The organism is Simiduia litorea (assembly GCF_042853465.1).
In the GTDB taxonomy this organism is placed as follows: Bacteria; Pseudomonadota; Gammaproteobacteria; order Pseudomonadales; family Cellvibrionaceae; genus Simiduia; species Simiduia litorea.
Genome location: NZ_AP031497.1, coordinates 3,559,771 through 3,577,266, shown reverse-complemented (window position 1 = coordinate 3,577,266; position 17,496 = coordinate 3,559,771). Strand labels below are relative to the sequence as shown.

16 protein-coding genes are annotated in these 17,496 nt (G+C 52.3%); 13 read left to right on the top strand and 3 right to left on the bottom strand.

Annotated features, from left to right (window positions below; genetic code table 11):
- Positions 1-48: 48 nt before the first annotated feature.
- Together ACGHTT_RS15880 and rsgA are read right to left on the bottom strand one after the other, a co-directional pair.
- Positions 49-1,698, bottom strand: a complete 1,650-nt coding sequence (locus ACGHTT_RS15880; protein ID WP_390591914.1) for an HDOD domain-containing protein — start codon at positions 1,696-1,698, stop codon at positions 49-51.
- A gap of 61 nt (positions 1,699-1,759) precedes the next feature.
- Positions 1,760-2,803 (bottom strand): small ribosomal subunit biogenesis GTPase RsgA, encoded by a 1,044-nt coding sequence (rsgA, locus tag ACGHTT_RS15875; protein ID WP_390591913.1) that lies wholly within the window; start codon positions 2,801-2,803, stop codon positions 1,760-1,762.
- Between the two features lie 101 nt (positions 2,804-2,904).
- Here rsgA and orn point away from each other — a divergent pair, with 101 nt between their 5' ends.
- Together orn and ACGHTT_RS15865 are read left to right on the top strand one after the other, a co-directional pair.
- A complete protein-coding gene (gene orn, locus ACGHTT_RS15870; RefSeq protein ID WP_390591912.1) occupies positions 2,905-3,453 on the top strand; it encodes an oligoribonuclease in 549 nt (182 codons plus the stop codon).
- Positions 3,454-3,733: 280 nt separating this feature from the next.
- The gene (locus ACGHTT_RS15865; RefSeq protein WP_390591910.1) at positions 3,734-4,534 is read left to right on the top strand and encodes a hypothetical protein; all 801 of its coding nucleotides are present in this window, start codon (positions 3,734-3,736) and stop codon (positions 4,532-4,534) included.
- Here the strand turns inward: ACGHTT_RS15865 and queG are convergent.
- On the bottom strand, positions 4,527-5,657 hold the full coding sequence (gene queG / locus ACGHTT_RS15860; protein WP_390591909.1) for a tRNA epoxyqueuosine(34) reductase QueG: 1,131 nt from the start codon (positions 5,655-5,657) through the stop codon (positions 4,527-4,529). The genes ACGHTT_RS15865 and queG overlap by 8 nt on opposite strands.
- Before the next feature lie 68 nt (positions 5,658-5,725).
- Between queG and ACGHTT_RS15855 the strand changes: the two genes are divergently transcribed.
- The 11 genes from ACGHTT_RS15855 to ACGHTT_RS15805 all read left to right on the top strand — a co-directional run bounded on the left by ACGHTT_RS15855 (position 5,726) and on the right by ACGHTT_RS15805 (position 17,481).
- Positions 5,726-7,237: an NAD(P)H-hydrate dehydratase gene (locus ACGHTT_RS15855; RefSeq protein ID WP_390591907.1), complete on the top strand. Its 1,512-nt coding sequence runs from the start codon at positions 5,726-5,728 to the stop codon at positions 7,235-7,237.
- 16 nt (positions 7,238-7,253) lie between these two features.
- A complete protein-coding gene (gene tsaE / locus ACGHTT_RS15850) occupies positions 7,254-7,724 on the top strand; it encodes a tRNA (adenosine(37)-N6)-threonylcarbamoyltransferase complex ATPase subunit type 1 TsaE (protein ID WP_390591906.1) in 471 nt (156 codons plus the stop codon).
- 61 nt (positions 7,725-7,785) lie between these two features.
- Positions 7,786-9,108, top strand: coding sequence for an N-acetylmuramoyl-L-alanine amidase (locus ACGHTT_RS15845; protein ID WP_390591905.1), 1,323 nt, complete (start codon positions 7,786-7,788; stop codon positions 9,106-9,108).
- Positions 9,108-10,976 carry a DNA mismatch repair endonuclease MutL gene (mutL, locus tag ACGHTT_RS15840; protein ID WP_390591904.1) on the top strand — a complete coding sequence of 623 codons (1,869 nt, stop codon included), beginning with the start codon at positions 9,108-9,110 and terminating at the stop codon, positions 10,974-10,976. Before ACGHTT_RS15845 ends, mutL begins: the two co-directional genes overlap by 1 nt.
- Entirely contained in the window at positions 10,976-11,950 is a 975-nt protein-coding gene (gene miaA, locus ACGHTT_RS15835; protein ID WP_390591903.1) for a tRNA (adenosine(37)-N6)-dimethylallyltransferase MiaA, read from the top strand. The genes mutL and miaA overlap by 1 nt, the downstream gene beginning before the upstream one ends.
- 121 nt (positions 11,951-12,071) lie before the next feature.
- A complete protein-coding gene (gene hfq, locus ACGHTT_RS15830; protein ID WP_390591901.1) occupies positions 12,072-12,335 on the top strand; it encodes an RNA chaperone Hfq in 264 nt (87 codons plus the stop codon).
- A gap of 29 nt (positions 12,336-12,364) precedes the next feature.
- The gene (gene hflX / locus ACGHTT_RS15825; RefSeq protein ID WP_390591900.1) at positions 12,365-13,684 is read left to right on the top strand and encodes a ribosome rescue GTPase HflX; all 1,320 of its coding nucleotides are present in this window, start codon (positions 12,365-12,367) and stop codon (positions 13,682-13,684) included.
- A 129-nt stretch (positions 13,685-13,813) separates the two neighbouring features.
- Positions 13,814-14,953 (top strand): FtsH protease activity modulator HflK, encoded by a 1,140-nt coding sequence (hflK, locus tag ACGHTT_RS15820; protein ID WP_390591899.1) that lies wholly within the window; start codon positions 13,814-13,816, stop codon positions 14,951-14,953.
- Entirely contained in the window at positions 14,953-15,828 is an 876-nt protein-coding gene (gene hflC / locus ACGHTT_RS15815; protein ID WP_390591897.1) for a protease modulator HflC, read from the top strand. Before hflK ends, hflC begins: the two co-directional genes overlap by 1 nt.
- Positions 15,829-16,074: 246 nt before the next feature.
- Positions 16,075-16,260 (top strand): DUF2065 domain-containing protein, encoded by a 186-nt coding sequence (locus ACGHTT_RS15810; protein WP_290259145.1) that lies wholly within the window; start codon positions 16,075-16,077, stop codon positions 16,258-16,260.
- Positions 16,261-16,293: 33 nt separating this feature from the next.
- Entirely contained in the window at positions 16,294-17,481 is a 1,188-nt protein-coding gene (locus tag ACGHTT_RS15805) for an ATP phosphoribosyltransferase regulatory subunit (RefSeq protein WP_390591895.1), read from the top strand.
- The last annotated feature ends 15 nt before the right edge of the window (positions 17,482-17,496 follow it).

Sequence of the window (17,496 nt, the reverse complement as noted above, 5' to 3'; positions counted from 1 at the left end):
GATTCCGGGTCGGAAAAAGGCCTATTGTAAATCAATGTTGCGTCAGGGTCAGCGTTTGATCGCGCTTTGCCGCTGAACTTGTACGGCAAGCCTTGCAATCGCTTGTTGTGTTGCTTGGGCGAGGCGTTTACAAGTTTGTACTCTGGGCGGCGCCAAATCGGTTTCTGCTGCCAGTAGAATGGCAATCAGCTTAGTGTTTAGAAAGATCGATATAAGCAGTAGCTCGCGCGCGCCCAATTTTTCCACAAGGTGTGTTGGTAGTTGATCGATGATAGCGGGGCGATTATCGCTGTTAACTAAAATTGCCGCCGGCTTAGCACTTAATTTGATTAAAAGATTTGCAGTGGGCAATTGCTCAATTGGCGGCGACTCTTGATCGTCAAATTGAAATTTAGCTAGCCATTGCCCATTTGCCGTCGGCACGAGCAGTGCGCCAAAACCCATGCCCATACCTGTTTCCAGAGATTGGCTGAGGGTTTGAAAAATGGCATTGACTGAGTTGAGACTTGGCTGGCCTTTGCTCAGCGTGACTAGCCCTTGTCGAACCAAGTTTGCATCTAAAAATCGATTGTCTAACAATCGATTCGCGCTCTGTGTTTCAGAAGTAGGTTTTTCACTAACTGCTACAGCCGTTTTTTCTCGGCCTATAACGGCATCCATTTTTTCTATACCCGGCGCTTTTATGTCGGTGTTTTTAGCGCTTACATTTCGCGGGTTTGGCAGGGCGTATATTGGCTCATCAAGCCCCTTGGGCCAAGCGCACAGGAGGCGCCGTGCCGGATGGGTATCGATAAGGCTTGCATGTAAAGGCGCCAGCTCGCCAGCGACTTGATGCAAGCTTTCACTCACGCTGGTTTCAGTCACTTGAAGCAATTGAGCAACCAGTTGTTGATAGCGTCTAGTGCTTCTGTGTGCGGGCGAGCTGCAGAAATTCTCCACTAATCTATCGAGTAAAAAGATAAGGCATTGGCGCCTATGCAGCGGTGCCTTAAAAGCTTTCCCTTGAATAGCCTTTAACAGAGACTTCAGCGCGTGTTTCAGGTTTTTTGGGCTTTGTTGCAAGGTTTCTTTTAAATCGCTAGGCAGACTTTGTTGCTGCAAGATCGGGCGCAGGTGGGCGCCTAGGTCAGCACCAAAAACCAACTGTTGCGCTTTCGTGGGGCCGATCTTGGGATTGCGTGCTAAGCCTTGGGAGTACCGTTGCTCTTTGGCCGCGAAATGCCAGCGTAGCCACTGCTCGCAATCACTAAACAGTACGGAGAATTCTAATTGCGCTGGATCTATACCTACGTTGTGTAAGGGTAAGCGTATCAAGAGGTTGCGCCGCAGTAGGCTAACTTGCAGTTGGTGCCAGTAGTAGGGTAGAGGACACTCCGCTACCGGTAAGCTCTTGATGATTTGACTCACATTGGTGAACCCCAGCAAGCTGATCGCGTGTGCGAGCGAGTGAATCTCATTGCCTGAACGCTTAACCAGTCGATTGGCGCGCATAAAAAAATGTAAGCACAGGGCTGGATCATCATTTATGGCCTTGGCCACTCGATCGGCGTTGCTACTTGGGTGTTTCAGTGCCTGATTAACCCGCTCAAAACTGCCTGGTAGCAGCGTGAGGTCGGTCAGATTAAATAGCTTGCACCAATGGCCGGCGCCGAGCGGCGCTTGCAATTGCAGGGTTGTAACGGCGGTAGTATTTGTCATGGCTCAAGAATAGCTGAGTCTGCCGTGGCTTTCCGGCAAACTCGACATGAACGCTTAACTCTTAACTGTGTGGGTGGTTTAGGCTATGGAGGATCATGTTGCAGCTATCAAAGCGCGACTGACTGATCTCGCCGGCCTCAAGTGCTTTGTGCAGTGCGCAACCGGGTTCGCGATCGTGCTTACAATCGCGGAATTTGCAGTAGCCCAGCAATGGTCGAAACTCGATGAAACCATCGAGCACGTCGGCTGGCTCCATGTGCCAGAGGCCAAACTCCCGAATGCCTGGCGAGTCGATCAGGTGGCCACCGGACGGGAAATGATATAGATGCGCCGTTGTTGTGGTGTGGGTGCCTTTTTGCGTGGCTTCCGACAGCTCGCCGACTTTGATTTCATAACCCGGCAATAGGCTGTTAATCAACGAGGATTTGCCCACGCCGGATTGCCCGACAAACACGCTGGTGTAATTGCCGAGGTAGGTCGTCAATTGCTCGATATTTTCACGGGTTTTGGTCGACACTCTCAACACGTCGTAACCAAGCTTGGCGTAGCGCTCGGTCAGCCAATCCAGTTTGGCCTGGTTGCTAGCGTCGATGCGGTCGGACTTGTTAAACAAAATGAGCGGTGTCAGCCCCAGCGCTTCGGTCGCCACTAAATAGCGATCGATCAAATTGGCATGTGGCTCAGGGTAGGGCGCGGCAACAATGATAATTCGGTCGATATTGGCAGCGATAGTTTTCAGATCGCCGTAGGGATCTGGCCGTTGCAGTTGTGAGTGGCGCGGTTGTACGGCCACGATGACGCCGGCATCTTTACCCCGGCGCCACACCACTTTGTCGCCGGTGACGAGAGAGCCCAAGTTGGCGCGAAAGTGACAGCTCACCACCTCGCCCTCGGTGCTGCCGGCATCGTCGGCCTGATGCAAAGATTCCACCTCTATGCGCTTACCGTAATGCGCTACCACCAGGCCAAATTCTTCCGGCCCTAGGCTATCGTCTTGTAATTGCTGATCGGCCTTAGCGTCGCGCTTGCTGGCGCGATCGCTGCGTTCCTGTTGTATTTTCTCGATCCGCCAAGCTTGGCGGCGGTTGAGCTTGCGCTTGCTCATAGACGGTAGATCATGGTTTTTGGCTCATAAGGGATAAGGCTTGCTAAACTATGGACTGCATTGTAAAACGTGCGCCCTCAAAAAAATACGAGTGAAAGCCCATGAGCCCCATAGCCGACGATAATTTAATCTGGATCGACCTAGAAATGACCGGTTTAGACCCAGATACCGACGTCATCATCGAAATTGCTACCATTGTGACAGACGCCCAGCTTAATGTTTTGGCGGAAGGTCCTGTGTTTGCCGTGCACCAAAGTGATGCTGCATTAGCTGGTATGGATGAGTGGAATACCCGCCAGCACGGCGGTTCTGGTTTAACCCAGCGGGTGAAAGACAGTAAAACCTCAGCGCAAGAGGCAGAGGCGGCTACTATTGCCTTTCTTGAGCAATGGGTGCCGAAAGGTAAATCACCTATGTGCGGTAACTCCATTTGCCAAGATCGCCGCTTCCTTGTGCGTGGTATGCCGGCGCTTGAGCGCTTTTTCCACTATCGCAACTTAGATGTGAGTACCGTGAAAGAATTAGCGCGACGCTGGGCGCCGGAAGTTCTAGCGGGGGTGAAGAAGTCTTCGAGTCATTTGGCAATGGACGATATTCGCGATTCGATTGCGGAGCTGCAGCATTATCGGAAGGAATTTATTAAGTTTTAATAGTTGTTATGGCGTCAGGATTTTGCGTTTTTTTAAAAAACAGATGTCTGATTCTGATCCGCGGGTGCTTAAACTCTAGATTAATTTGAGTTTTTCTTTGTTCGTTTTCTATGGCGAAGATTACGTGTGGTCTGCGCTAAACTACAGTTCGTATAAAAAGAAAATGGACAAAGCTAAAACTCTGAGGGATCTCAAGTTTTTACACCGCCACTTCAGGTAATACGTCTTTTATGATGCAAAAACCGTATGACCCACGCCACCACTCGATTCGCAGAGAAATATGAAAAAGATTCACGCTAAAACTCTTCAGTATAAGCGCTATAATAATTTGTTAGTAGAGCTGATGAAACATTGGTGGGTGATAGTAATAGCGATCACAGCATCTACCAGTCATTTTACCCACGCCGATTCCATTTTCGATGACTCGCGCAAGCGCGCCATCCCAGTCGATATTACCTACCCACAGGCGAGAGTTTTATGTTCTAAAAAGAATCTCTGTCCCGTAGCATTCTTAAGCGCTGGTTACGGCGTTTCCCATAATCAGTACACCTTTCTTTCTGAGCAGTTGAGTACGCTGGGTTATCTAGTGTTAGCAGTTGGCCACGAGCTACCCGAGGACCCCCGATTGTCTGCTACGGGTAATTTATATGAGACCAGGCAGGAAAATTGGCGGCGTGGTGCAGAAACCTTAGCGTTTCTTAGGAAATCTTTAGCTGAAGAATTTGAGGGTTATGATTTTAATCGACTGCTATTGATAGGGCATTCCAATGGAGGAGATATATCAGCCTGGTTTGCGGGCGAAGATAATTCTTTTATTGCTGCGTTGATTACTTTGGATCATCGGCGAGTACCCTTGCCTCGCAGTAAAAATCTCTGCGTGCTAACAATTAGGGCCGGTGATTTTCCAGCAGATGTTGATGTATTGCCTTCAGCAGAGGAGGTTGCCGATCACGGTATTAAGGTGATAGAGATTGAAAGTGCGAAACACAATGATTTAACGGATTTAGGGCCTGCCTGGTTAAAGTCAGATATTAGTGAATTCATACGCGAGTTTTTGAGCAAGCCAGCTTGTGTTAACTAGGGGCTTTTATTTTCCTCTTTCGCCGCCTATCCGGTCGCCCCTGCTGCTCCAGCGCCCATTCGATATGCTCGGCTACCATTGGTGTAGCTACTGGTAGCGCCTGTTGCAATACAGCAATAATTTCCTCACTCGATGGCGCATTGCCCAATCCCACGGCTAGATTCCTCTGCCAGCGTTCAAAGCCTACTCGTCGTAGGGGTGAGCCGGCGCTGCGGTCTAGGAATTCTTGTTCGGTCCATTGAAACAGTTCAACCAATTTAGTGTTGTCGAGTTGATGTCTCGGTAAAAAGTCTAATTCCTCTGTGGCCTTGGCGTATTTATTCCACGGGCAGATGGCTTGGCAGTCGTCGCAGCCGAATACGCGGTTGCCTATGGGTTCGCGAAACTCTTGCGGAATAGAGCCCTTATTTTCGATTGTTAAATAGGAGATGCAGCGTCTGGCGTCGAGTTCGTAGGGGCGTGGAAAAGCATCTGTCGGACAGACTTTTAAGCAGGCCGTGCAGTCACCACAGCGATCAGTTTGCTCGCTTTGACCTATCGGCAAGGCGAAGCAGGTGAGTACTTCGCCCAGGAAAAACCAACTGCCTGCCTCGCTGTTGAGTACCAGGGTGTGCTTGCCTTGCCAGCCTAGGCCGGCTTTTGCCGCCAGTGGTTTTTCCGACACGGGCGCGCTGTCGACGAAAGCCCGATGTTGAAAGCCCGCTGGTGGGTGCAAGCCCAGTTTTTCGGCTTCGGTTTCGATAAATTGCGCCAGCTGGCTGAGCCGCTTGCGAATTAATTTGTGGTAATCCCGCCCCAAGGCGTAGCGCGAAATATAGGCGGTTTCACCATCTTTCAGGGCGGCAATGAGTTTGGTGTCGCCGGGCAGGTAATCCATGCGTGCGCTGATGGCGCGCAGGGTGCCCGGTAAAAGCTCATCGGGTCGGGTGCGCATCTTGCCGTGGTCGGCCATCCAGGCCATGTCGCCTTGGTAGCCTTTGTCGAGCCACGCTGCTAAGCGAGTCTCTTCGGCTTGCAGTTGTATGTCGGTAATCCCCACCTGCTGGAAGCCAAGCTCGCGGCCGTGGGCTTTTATCCGTTCGGCGAGCAAAATAAGTGATGCATTTTCAGTGGCTTGGGGCATTGTCCGTGTCGCTGTGAAGGGCTTTTCCGTATAATTCTGACAGATTTTACCCTCATCGAGATAACTCAATGTCAGCGAAGGTCCACTCCACCCTACCGAGCGCGCTCTATAGCGCTGAATCTGTGCGTCAGTTAGACCAGTATTTAATCCAAGATCAAGGTATTCCGGCCGCCGTGTTAATGAAGCGCGCTGGCCGTTTTGCCTTTGAGCAATTGCTGCGCCAGTGGCCTGAGGCCAAGCGCTTAGTGGTGTTGTGCGGTGGCGGCAATAATGGTGGCGATGGCTACATAGTGGCGGCGTTAGCGCAGGCGAAAAATTTTGAGGTCACGCTGCGTTGGTTGTCAGACCCCGTACAATTAACCGGGGCGGCGGCGCAGGCGTTTCAGTTCGCGCAACAAGAAGGCGTGACTATGTCGGCATTTGATAGCCGCGAGCAGCTTGCCGCCGATGTGATCGTTGATGGGCTGCTAGGCACAGGCTTGAACGCCGAGGTGCGCGATGAGATGGCAACGGCCATCGCTTGGATTAACGCGCAGCCGGCACAGGTGTTGGCGCTAGATTTACCCTCGGGTATTTGCGCCGACACCGGTGCTGTTATGGGGCAGGCCGTTAGCGCCAATGTTACAGCGACCTTTGTCGGGCTTAAATTTGGTCTGTTGACGGGCGCGGGCCGAGCCAATGCCGGTGCTGTGTTTTTTTCTGATCTGCAGGGCGACTTCAGTGAATGTGAGCCGGTCGTTAAAGCGCGGCGTTTAAATTATGAAAGCCTGATCGCGGCACTGCCAGCGCGCGGCCTAGACACCCATAAAAACAGCTTCGGCCATCTGGCGGTGGTTGGTGGCGACGAGGGCATGGCGGGTGCCGCGTTAATTGCAGCGCAAGCCGGTTTGCGCGCCGGTGCGGGTATGGTGAGTTTAATTAGCCGCCCCTTGACCGCTCAGGTGGCGCTCGGTCGGCAGCCAGAATTAATGGCGCTCGGTGTGGATGCCGGCATTGAAGCGCAGGAAAAACTGCAACAAGCCACGGCCTTTGTCGTCGGCCCTGGTTTGGGGCAGGGAGCGTGGGGCGAGCAATTATTGGCGCAGGTGTTGGCGTGCGCGCAACCGACCTGCATCGACGCCGACGGTTTGAACTTATTAGCAAAGCAAGCTTCATATGGGTTGCCGGAAAGCTGCGTGATGACGCCGCACCCGGCAGAGGCTGCTCGTCTACTGGGTGTGTCCACGGCGCAGGTGCAGGCGGATCGCGCGGCGGCGGCACTGGCTTTAGTGACCAAAACCAACGCCGTCGTGGTGCTAAAGGGCGCAGGGTCTCTGGTGGCCTTTGCCAGTTCGCAGGGGCCGCAGCTGTATGTGGTGGATGCTGGCAACCCTGGGATGGCCAGTGCTGGTATGGGTGATTTATTGGCCGGTATTATCGGCGCATTATTGGCGCAAGGTTTACCGGCGCCGCAAGCCGCCATGCTCGGCGCGCAGGTGCATGCTATGGCGGGAGACGAAATGGCAGAAGCCGATGGTCAGCGCGGCCTGTTGGCGACAGATTTACTGCCGGCAGTGCGCTGGCTCTTAAATGGGTTGTAAGGTCATGACGACATGCATGATGTCCGCATTCGGCGAAGCTGACATGGTGGCTCTGGGAGCGCTCATTGGCGCGCATCTACCGCGCGGCGTGGTGTTTTTAGAGGGGCAGTTAGGTGCCGGTAAAACCACCTTAACACGGGGTATCCTGCAGGCGTTCGGCCATTCAGGTTCGGTTAAGAGTCCCACCTATACACTGGTGGAGCCTTATAACTTTGCAGAAAATCCGGTTTATCATTTCGACTTGTATCGATTAGGTGACCCGGAAGAGCTCGAATACATGGGTATTCGCGATTATTTCGATCAAGCGGCACTGTGCATTATCGAGTGGCCGAATAAAGGTGCCGGCGTTTTGCCTGAACCGGATTTGCGCGTTACAGTGGCGGTATTGCAAGATCCGATTAAGGGGATTGGTAGGCGTTTGGCGCTTGAGGCCAATAGCGCGCTCGGCCAAACAGCCCTCGCAGCCATGGCGAAAATTAATGCGTGAACTTGGCACTGGCTGGCAAGCACGCTTCACAGGCAATACAGATACAGGAGTAGGGGCCGCTATGATGCGACCGCTGGCAGTTTTAGTTTTATGTATTGTTAGCTTGAGTGCACCTTGGGCAGCTGCTGCGACAATTGATAGCGCTCGGCTTTGGCGCGCACCGGATCATACTCGCCTCGTATTTGATCTCAGTGGCCCAGTAGAACACAGTATTTTCACCCTCTCTAACCCAGACCGTTTAGTGGTTGATATCAGCTCGGTAAAATTGAAATCCAGTTTGGCCGAATTGCCTTTGGCCGACACGCCTATTCGCTCGGTGCGCACGGCGCCGCGCAACCAAGACGATTTGCGCATCGTTTTAGATTTGTCTGCTTCTGTGCGCCCGCGCAGTTTAGTGTTAAAAAAATTTGGCGACAAAGCTGATCGCTTGGTGATCGATTTATTTGATAGTGAAATTAAAATCGAGAAAACCATCGAGGCAAAAATTCCTACGGCGCAGCGCGATATCGTTATCGCAATCGATGCCGGTCATGGCGGCGAAGACCCAGGTGCACTCGGTCCAAGCCGGTTGCGGGAAAAAGATGTGGTTCTGGCTATCAGCCGCGAATTGCAACAGCTGGTGAATAAGGAGCCCGGCTATCGCGCGGTGATGACGCGCAAAGGCGATTACTATATTCCCTTAGAGAAACGCCGAGATTTGGCGCGCAACGAGCGCGCCGATCTATTTGTGTCGATACACGCCGATGCGTTTACCAACAAAAATGCGCGCGGAGCCTCGGTGTTTGCACTGTCGGAGCGCGGTGCCACCAGTGAGATGGCGCGATTTTTAGCTCAGCGTGAAAACGAAGCAGATTTATTTGGCGGCGAGGGTACTATTCTCAATGGCCGCGATGAAATGCTCGCCTCGGTGCTGGTCGATTTATCCATGACCTCCACCTTAAGTCACAGCTTAACCGTAGGTGAGCGAGTGGCAAACTCTATGAAAAAGGTTGCCCATATGCACAAAAACCATGTGGAGCAGGCGGGTTTCTTGGTGTTGAAATCGCCCGACGTACCATCGATTTTGGTGGAGACGGGCTTCATTTCAAATCCGCAAGAGGCGAAAAATCTTGCGACCCCGAGTTACCGCGAAAAAATGGCGCGCGCGATATTTAATGGCATCACCGATTATTTTTACGATGTGGCGCCGTCAGATACCTATATTGCCTGGCAAAAAAGGGGCGGCAAAGGCACTCCGGCACGCGAATATGTCATTGCGCGCGGCGACACGCTATCCGCAATTGCTCGCCGTCACAATGTGTCGGTAGCCGATATTCGCAAAGCCAATAATATCAATGGCTCTTCCATCAAAATTGGTCAAACTTTACAGATACCCGCATCCTAATGTCTTCCGTTATAAAATTATTATCACCCCGTCTCGCCAACCAAATTGCTGCCGGTGAGGTGGTCGAAAGGCCTGCATCGGTTATTAAAGAGCTGCTTGAAAATAGTATTGATGCAGGCAGTTCTCGCTTAGACATCGAAGCCGATGAAGGCGGTGTTAAGTTGATGCGCGTGCGCGACAACGGCGTCGGTATCGATAAAGACGATTTGCCGTTAGCGCTTAGCCGCCATGCCACCAGTAAAATTTATGAGCTGGATGATTTGGAGGCTGTCGCCACTTTAGGTTTTCGCGGCGAAGCCTTGGCGTCGATCAGTTCAGTGTCGCGCTTAGTAATAAGCTCGAATCAAACGGAGCAGCCGTCGGCCGGCTGGAGTGCGCGCTCGGAAGGCCGCGATATGGAGACCGAGTTAATGCCCGCGCCGCATCCGCGCGGCACCACAGTGGAAGTGCGCGACTTATTTTTTAACACGCCGGCGCGGCGAAAATTTTTGCGTACAGAGAAAACCGAATTTGGCCGCTTAGAAGATGTGGTTAAGCGCTTGGCATTGTCTCACTTCGATGTCGCCTTTAGCCTGACTCACAATAATCGTCCGGTGCATAGTTGGCGTGCAGCCAATACGCGTATCGAGCAAGAGCGGCGCGTCGGTCAAATTTGCGGTTCGGCGTTTATGGAAAATGCGCTCTATGTGGAGGTGGAGCGCGCCGGTTTGAAATTGTGGGGTTGGGTCGCTTTACCGGCTTTCTCTCGTTCTCAAGCGGACTTACAGCATTTTTATGTCAATGGTCGCGCCATTAAAGACAAACTCGTGACTCATGCGGTGCGTCAAGCCTATCAAGATGTTTTATTTCATGGTCGTCATCCGGCCTATGTCTTGTATTTGGAACTTGATCCCGCCACGGTGGATGTCAACGTACACCCCACCAAGCACGAAGTGCGTTTTCGCGACTCTCGCTTAGTGCACGATTTTTTGTTTCGCACCTTGCATCACGCCTTGGCCGATGTGCGACCACAAGATCAATTGGAAAAGAATGAAGCCATTGCCGTGCCAGTAGGCGGCGTGACAAGCGGTGAGTTTGGCCCGCAGTCGAGTTTGGGTTTGGCCGTGCCGCAGCGCTCGAGTGTTGTTGGCGCTGGGCAGACGTCAACGTCAGATTATGGCCAAAGTACTCATTATCAGCCAAGTCACCCTCAAGCGGGTCAAGTTGCTCAGCAGATGCAGCAGTACGGCGCTTTGCATCAGCCAGCACAAAGCATGCAATCGCTCAGTGACACACCGGCGGAAATGCCGCCCCTTGGTTTTGCCGTGGCGCACTTAAAAGGCGTGTATATTTTGGCGGAAAATGCGCAAGGCTTAATTGTGGTGGACGCCCATGCAGCGCACGAGCGCATCACCTACGAACGCATGAAAGCAGCGTTCGAGGGGGAGGGGTTGGTGGCGCAACCGCTGTTGGTGCCAGAGAGCATACCTGTCAGTGAAAAAGAGGCGGATTTGGCCGAGCAGCATGGCGAGATTTTTTCCTCGCTGGGTTTTGGTTTAGAGCGTGCAGGGCCTGAAACCTTGTTGATTCGACAAATACCCGTCATTCTCGGGCAGGCGAAAGTCGAGCAGCTTGTGCGCGATGTTCTATCCGATTTAAGCGAACATGGCAGCAGCGATCGGATTCGCCATCACATCAACGAACTCCTCGCCACCATGGCCTGTCACGGTTCCGTGCGCGCTAACCGCAAGTTGACCATCCCTGAGATGAACGGTTTGCTGCGCGATATGGAGGCCACTGAGCGCAGTGGCCAATGTAATCACGGTCGTCCCACCTGGTTTTTGCAGAGCATGGATGCGCTCGATAAGCTATTTTTGCGGGGCCAGTAATGACCCAGCGCAAGCAGGTTATTTTTTTAATGGGCCCCACGGCCTCGGGTAAAACCGATTTAGCCATGGCACTGCGCCGGCATTTGCCGTTGGATTTAATCAGTGTCGACTCAGCGTTGGTGTATAAGGGCTTAGATATTGGCTCGGCCAAGCCCTCAGCTGCAGAACAGGCACAGGCGCCTCATCAACTCATCGATATTTGCGATCCAGCCGAACCCTACAATGCTGGACAATTTGTCAAAGATGCCGAGCGCGCTATTGGTGCCAGCCATGCTCAGGAGCGTATTCCCCTGTTAGTAGGGGGCACTATGTTGTATTTCAAAGCCTTATTGGATGGTTTGGCGGATATGCCAAGTTCCGAGCCCGCGGTGCGTGCTCAGGTGGAGCAGGAAGCGGCGGTTAAAGGCTGGCCCGCCATGCACGCAGAGCTGGCCGCGATCGACCCGGAAACGGCGGCCGAGTTGCACCCCAATCACTCGCAGCGTATTTCACGCGCACTAGAGGTCTATCGCAGCTGTGGTAAAACCATGAGTCAGTTGCGCGCCGAGCAGCAAGCGAGCCAAGGCGAGCCATTTGTGCAGCGCTTTGACGTGACGCAGTTGGCTATAGGCCCGCACCAGCGTAGCGTGTTGCATGAGCGTATTGCGTTGCGGTTTGAAAAAATGTTGGCGGCGGGATTTATCGATGAAGTGCGCGGTCTAATGACCCGCAAAGACCTGCATAAAGATTTGCCAGCCATACGCGCCGTGGGCTACCGCCAAGTGTGGGAGCATCTTGAAGGCCTGTACGATTATCCTACGATGGTGGAGAAAGGTGTTGCCGCGAGTCGTCAATTAGCCAAGCGACAGCTTACTTGGTTGCGGAACTGGCCAAATCTTAAATGGGTCTATACTGACGATTCGGCCGGAAAAGCCCTTTTTCATCAAGAAATTGTGAACGAGGCCTTGAACTGCCTAGGGGTTGCAACCATATAATGGGCAGTAGTGTGCCTTTTTGGGGCCACCAGTCAGTTATCTTGCTTGCTGTTGCGCCTGTCACAATTCTTGTGAACAGGGTATTCGCAACTTTTATTGTTGATTATTAAGGAGAATAAACATGTCAAAAGGGCATAGCTTACAAGACCCTTATTTGAATGTTTTGCGCAAAGAACGTATTCCCGTATCTATCTATTTAGTAAATGGAATTAAGTTGCAAGGCCAGGTTGAGTCTTTCGATCAGTTTGTTGTGTTGTTAAAGAACACTGTAAGTCAGATGGTGTATAAGCACGCCATCTCCACCGTAGTACCCTCGCGTGCTGTTCGCGTGCCTATGCTGAACCCAGCGGATGGCGAGCAGGAAGACGAAGTCGCTGAGGATTAAGTTCAGGCTGTTAAGCCTTAGGGGTAGTCTTGTTCTTTGAACGTCCCGATTCCGGTGAACTGGCAGTGCTAGTTCACCTGGATTTCAATCTCAAATTAGAAACCAACGATCCACGAGAATTCGAAGAGCTGGTGCTTTCTGCCGGTGGCGACCCCGTGGCCTTTCTCACCGGAAAACGCGCGTCGCCAGATGCTCGCACGTTCATGGGTAGCGGCAAATTGGAGGAGTTACAGGATCTTGTAACCTTGCATGAAGCCGAGTTGGTGATTTTTAACCACACGCTGTCGCCAAGCCAAGAGCGCAACCTCGAAGCCGTGCTGAAATGCCGTGTGCTCGACCGCACCGGTCTGATTCTGGATATTTTTGCCCAGCGTGCGCGCACTCACGAAGGTAAGTTGCAGGTTGAGTTGGCGCAGTTGCGCCATATGTCGACCCGCCTCATCCGTGGTTGGACGCACTTGGAGCGCCAGAAAGGTGGTATCGGTTTACGCGGCCCGGGTGAAACTCAACTAGAAACTGACAGGCGACTCTTGCGCGGCCGCATTGCTTTTATCGAATCGCGATTGGCCGCGGTGCGACGTCAGCGCGATCAGGCGCGTCGCTCTCGCACCCGCGCTGATATTCCCACGGTATCTTTGGTGGGCTATACCAACGCTGGTAAATCGACCCTGTTTAATCGAATTACCGATGCCGGCGTGTATGTGAAGGATCAGTTATTCGCAACCCTAGACCCAACCATGCGCCGCATTGATTTACGCGATGTGGGTACGGCGATTTTGGCTGATACGGTGGGCTTTGTGAGCCATCTTCCGCATAAGCTCGTAGAAGCGTTTAAGTCGACCTTGGAAGAGGCGGCAAACTCGACGTTGTTGTTACACGTGATCGATGCGCCGAGCGAAGAGCGCCAGCGCAATATCGACGAAGTTGATATCGTGTTAAAGGAGATAGACGCGCACGAATTGCCGCAGTTGCGGGTATTTAACAAAATTGATTTGCTCGACCAGTTTGAGCCGCGCATAGACCGAGACGATCAAGGTGTACCTCTGGCGGTTTGGTTGTCGGCGCAAACGGGTGCCGGTATCGACTTGTTGCTGCAAGCCATGGCGGAGCGTCTTGGCGAGGAAATAGTGCACCAACGCGTCACTTTGCCGATTAAATGGGCGAGGTTGCGCGCCAGACTCTACCAGCACAATGCTGTGCTCGCCGAAGCCAGTGCCGATGACGGCTCCTATGAGCTGGATGTGCGTATTGGCCGAGTTGATTTAATGCGCTTGCTTAGTGCGGAAAATATTCGCTTGGCCGATTCGCCTTGGCATAATCTCGGTGGCCAACAGCTAGAGGCTGGCTAGGGATAGCACAGATTCAAGGTTGGGAATCGATATAATCAAACCGATGTTAAACCGACGCTGTGCGCGAAACATTGGTACACTGCAGGCCTTGGCTAGCAGTCAAATTTTTTACTTCTGATGGAGACTAACATGGCTTGGAATGAGCCCGGCGGAAACAATCAAGATCCTTGGGGCGGTCGCAAAGGCGGCAAGAACGATGGTCCACCAGATATGGATGAAATGATTAAAAAGTTTCAGGAGCGTCTTGGTGGCATGTTTGGCGGCAATGGTGGATCGGGCAGTAGTAGCGGTTTTACCGCTGGCTTTTTTGGCCTGATCCTTGTGGCTGCGAGTTTACTCTACGGAGCGGCTGGTTTTTACCAGGTAGACGAACAGGAGAAGTCCGTGGTGCTGCGCTTCGGCCTGTTCCATGAAGAAAAGGGGTCGGGTTTACGTTGGAATCCACCGCTGATTGATAGCGTGACTAAAGTGAACGTTACCAAAGTGCGTTTGCACAGCTCCAAGTCGACCATGCTAACTGAAGATTTGAATATTGTAGACGTCAATCTCTCGGTTCAATTTTCCATCCTTAGCGCAAAAGACTTCGTGATTAACGTCAAGAACCCTGAGAACAGCTTGAAAGAAGCCACCGACTCGGCCTTGCGTCACGTGATTGGTAGTACGGTTATGCACGAAGTTTTGACTGAAGGCCGCACAAAAATTGCCGCCGATGTGATGACCCGCTTGCAGGAGTATTTGAATCAATACGGTACCGGTATCCACGTTGAAACAGTCAACATGGAGGATGCCTTGCCACCTAAAGAAGTAAAGGCAGCTTTCAACGACGTCAACAAAGCGCGCGAAGATGAAGAGCGTTACAAGAACGAAGCCCAGGCCTACTTGAACGGCATTGTGCCGGAAGCGCGTGGTAAAGCGCAGCGTATCCTCGAGGAAGCCAGTGCCTATAAGGCGCGTGTTGTGGCGGAATCAACGGGTGAAGCGTCGCGTTTTGAACAGCTTTTAGTGGAATACAAAAAGGCACCTAAAGTAACCCGCGATCGTCTTTACTTAGATGCGATAGAGTCGGTTATGACCAGCAGCTCGAAGATTATGGTCGATGTTGAGGGCGGCAATAACATGCTGTACTTGCCTTTGGATCAAATCACTAAGCAGCGTTCTGCAGGTTTAGATCGCACCGATATTTCACCTGATGTGATTCGCGAAGTTAGCAACCAAGTGATGGAGCAATTGCGTCGTGAAGCCGCCAGTACCCGCAGGGAGGTTCGCTAATGAACGGTAAATCAATGTTAGCGTTGGCGGTAGCTGCTTTAACGCTGTTAGTCGTGTCGAATTCTGTTTATGTGGTGAAAGAAACCGAGCGCGCTGTATTGCTCGAGTTCGGTAAAATGGTGCAGGCCGATTTAAAGCCTGGTTTGCATTTCAAATGGCCCATGATCAACGAAGTGCGTAAGTTTGACGGTCGCGTGTTGACATTGGATACAGCACCGCAGAATTTCATGACGGTAGAAAAGAAAGGCATGATTGTCGATTATTTCGCCAAGTGGAAAATTCAAGACGTGGATAAGTTCTATACCGCCACCGGCGGCGACGAAATGACGGCTGATCGATTAATGGCCCAGCGTATTAACGAAGGCCTGCGCAACCAGTTTGCCCGCCGTTCGCTACTCGATGTGGTTAGCGGTGAGCGCGATGAGCTGATGGATAAGTTAACCCATAATTTGGATGACTTTAGCCGCAGCTCGCTGGGTATTCAGCTGATTGACGTGCGGGTAAAACAGATTGAGTTGCCGCCTGAGGTGAGTGGATCTGTGTACAGCCGTATGACCTCTGAGCGCGAGCGAGAAGCGCGCGAACACCGGTCTAAAGGTAAGGAACAAGCGGAGTTTATTAGCGCCGATGCCGACCGCCAAAAGGTTGTGGTCGAGGCCGAGGCTTATCGCGATGCCGAGCGCATTCGTGGTGAGGGCGACGCCATAGCCGCTGCAACCTACGCGGCGGCCTACAACAAAGACCCTGAGTTTTACACCTTTGTACGCAGTTTGAATGCTTACAAGAAAGCCTTTCAGAACAAAGATGACATTATGTTGGTAGACCCAGACAGTGAATTCTTCCGTTACTTGAAGGATGCACAAGGCAAGAAGTAGTCTGATTAACCCCAGTAAATGTGGGTATTAACCCCTTTTACTCGGGTTTTTTGTTCAACATTCACCCACAAAGGGTGGTAGAATGCGCCCCTTTCGGTGATCTGCCACACAAGCCAGATAAAATCACCGGGCCCTGTGCCCGGTTTTTTTGTGTAAAAAGCGGCAAGAAATGTCATTTGTGGCGTAAAACCCCGTTTTATTGGCGATGTGTGGCGCAGACTCGTGTTAAAAGTCACGTGGTGAGTTATGTGGGAAGAGTTAGGTAAGGCCTTTTGTTTGATGCTCGTGATAGAAGGCATTATTCCATTCCTAAACCCAGGTCGCTGGCGCGGCTTGGTGGTAACCATGGCCACCGTGAATGATCGCCAACTACGCACGATGGGGTTTGCCAGCATGGTTATAGGTGCTGGGCTCTTGTACATCATTAAGTGATCCAGTAAAGACATCAAAAAGGCCCTGCATTACATGACCTATGCTGATCGATGGTTGCTGCCTGATGGCATTGCCGAAATACTGCCAGCGCAGGCGGAAGATATTGAGCAATTGCGGCGCGATATGCTCAACCTCTACCACCGTTGGGGCTATGACCTTGTTATACCCCCTGTACTCGAGTTTACCGATTCGCTCTTGACCGGCTTAGGCCAAGATCTCGACTTGTTAACTTTTAAAGTGACTGACCAATTGTCTGGTCGCTCCATGGGTTTGCGCGCGGACATCACGCCACAAACGGCGCGGATGGATGCCCATTCCTTTAAGCGCGAGGGCGTGAATCGCCTTTGCTATGCGGGGCATGTGGTTCATACCCGGCCTAAAAGCCCACTGGCTACGCGCACGCCTATTCAGGCTGGCGTCGAACTGTTTGGCGAGGCGAGTTTAACTGCCGATATCGAAGTGGTGTCATTGTTGCTCGAGTCGCTACAAACTGCGGGTGTGGAACAACTCAATATCGATCTGGGCCACGTCGGCATATACCGCGCCCTAGCCGCTGCGACGCAATTGGATGACCAGCAGGAAATGGCGCTGTTTACCTTGCTGCAGCAAAAAGCGGTGAGCGATATTAATGTCTGGGTTGCCGAGCAAATTGCCCAGCCCAATATCGCCAAGTTAATTCGCGCGCTGCCGGCGCTGTGCGGCGGTGTAGAGGTGCTGGAGCAGGCGCGTACCCTCTTGTCTGAGTATGTGCCCGATGCCTTGCAGGCGATTGATGAACTGCAGCAGCTAGCGGCGGTGATTGCCGAGCGCTACCCAGCTGCCAATTTGTATTTTGACATCAGTGAATTACGTGGCTACCACTACCATACTGGTGTTGTGTTTGCCGCTTTTGCGCCGGGCTATGGCCAAGCTATTGCCAACGGTGGTCGCTACGATCATATCGGCGAAGTGTTTGGGCGCGCGCGACCTGCCACCGGTTTTGCCGTTGATTTGGGTGCACTTAATAGCCTAGGTTCCACTGTCGGCTTGTTGGAGCCGGGTATTTTGGCGCCTGAAGTGTCTGATGCCTTAGGCTGGAATGCCGTTCAGCAGTTGCGTCAGCAAGGCGAGCGCGTGGTTTGCACGCTCAGTGAAAGCTCTCTAGTGCGTGAAGAATTAAATTGTGACCGCGAGCTCGTGCTCGAGAGCGGTCAATACCTAGTTAAACCGATCAGCAAGTAAAAGGTTATTCGAGTC

Excerpts from the sequence above, each read along its gene's own strand:
- hflK (WP_390591899.1), top strand. The coding sequence starts at position 13,814 with ATGGCTTGGAATGAGCCCGGCGGAAACAATCAAGATCCTTGGGGCGGT.
- ACGHTT_RS15880 (WP_390591914.1), bottom strand. The coding sequence starts at position 1,698 with ATGACAAATACTACCGCCGTTACAACCCTGCAATTGCAAGCGCCGCTC.
- orn (WP_390591912.1), top strand. The coding sequence starts at position 2,905 with ATGAGCCCCATAGCCGACGATAATTTAATCTGGATCGACCTAGAAATG.
- ACGHTT_RS15845 (WP_390591905.1), top strand. The coding sequence starts at position 7,786 with ATGATGCGACCGCTGGCAGTTTTAGTTTTATGTATTGTTAGCTTGAGT.
- ACGHTT_RS15865 (WP_390591910.1), top strand. The coding sequence starts at position 3,734 with ATGAAAAAGATTCACGCTAAAACTCTTCAGTATAAGCGCTATAATAAT.
- tsaE (WP_390591906.1), top strand. The coding sequence starts at position 7,254 with ATGATGTCCGCATTCGGCGAAGCTGACATGGTGGCTCTGGGAGCGCTC.
- mutL (WP_390591904.1), top strand. The coding sequence starts at position 9,108 with ATGTCTTCCGTTATAAAATTATTATCACCCCGTCTCGCCAACCAAATT.
- miaA (WP_390591903.1), top strand. The coding sequence starts at position 10,976 with ATGACCCAGCGCAAGCAGGTTATTTTTTTAATGGGCCCCACGGCCTCG.
- rsgA (WP_390591913.1), bottom strand. The coding sequence starts at position 2,803 with ATGAGCAAGCGCAAGCTCAACCGCCGCCAAGCTTGGCGGATCGAGAAA.
- hflC (WP_390591897.1), top strand. The coding sequence starts at position 14,953 with ATGAACGGTAAATCAATGTTAGCGTTGGCGGTAGCTGCTTTAACGCTG.
- ACGHTT_RS15855 (WP_390591907.1), top strand. The coding sequence starts at position 5,726 with ATGTCAGCGAAGGTCCACTCCACCCTACCGAGCGCGCTCTATAGCGCT.
- ACGHTT_RS15805 (WP_390591895.1), top strand. The coding sequence starts at position 16,294 with ATGACCTATGCTGATCGATGGTTGCTGCCTGATGGCATTGCCGAAATA.
- queG (WP_390591909.1), bottom strand. The coding sequence starts at position 5,657 with ATGCCCCAAGCCACTGAAAATGCATCACTTATTTTGCTCGCCGAACGG.
- ACGHTT_RS15810 (WP_290259145.1), top strand. The coding sequence starts at position 16,075 with ATGTGGGAAGAGTTAGGTAAGGCCTTTTGTTTGATGCTCGTGATAGAA.
- hfq (WP_390591901.1), top strand. The coding sequence starts at position 12,072 with ATGTCAAAAGGGCATAGCTTACAAGACCCTTATTTGAATGTTTTGCGC.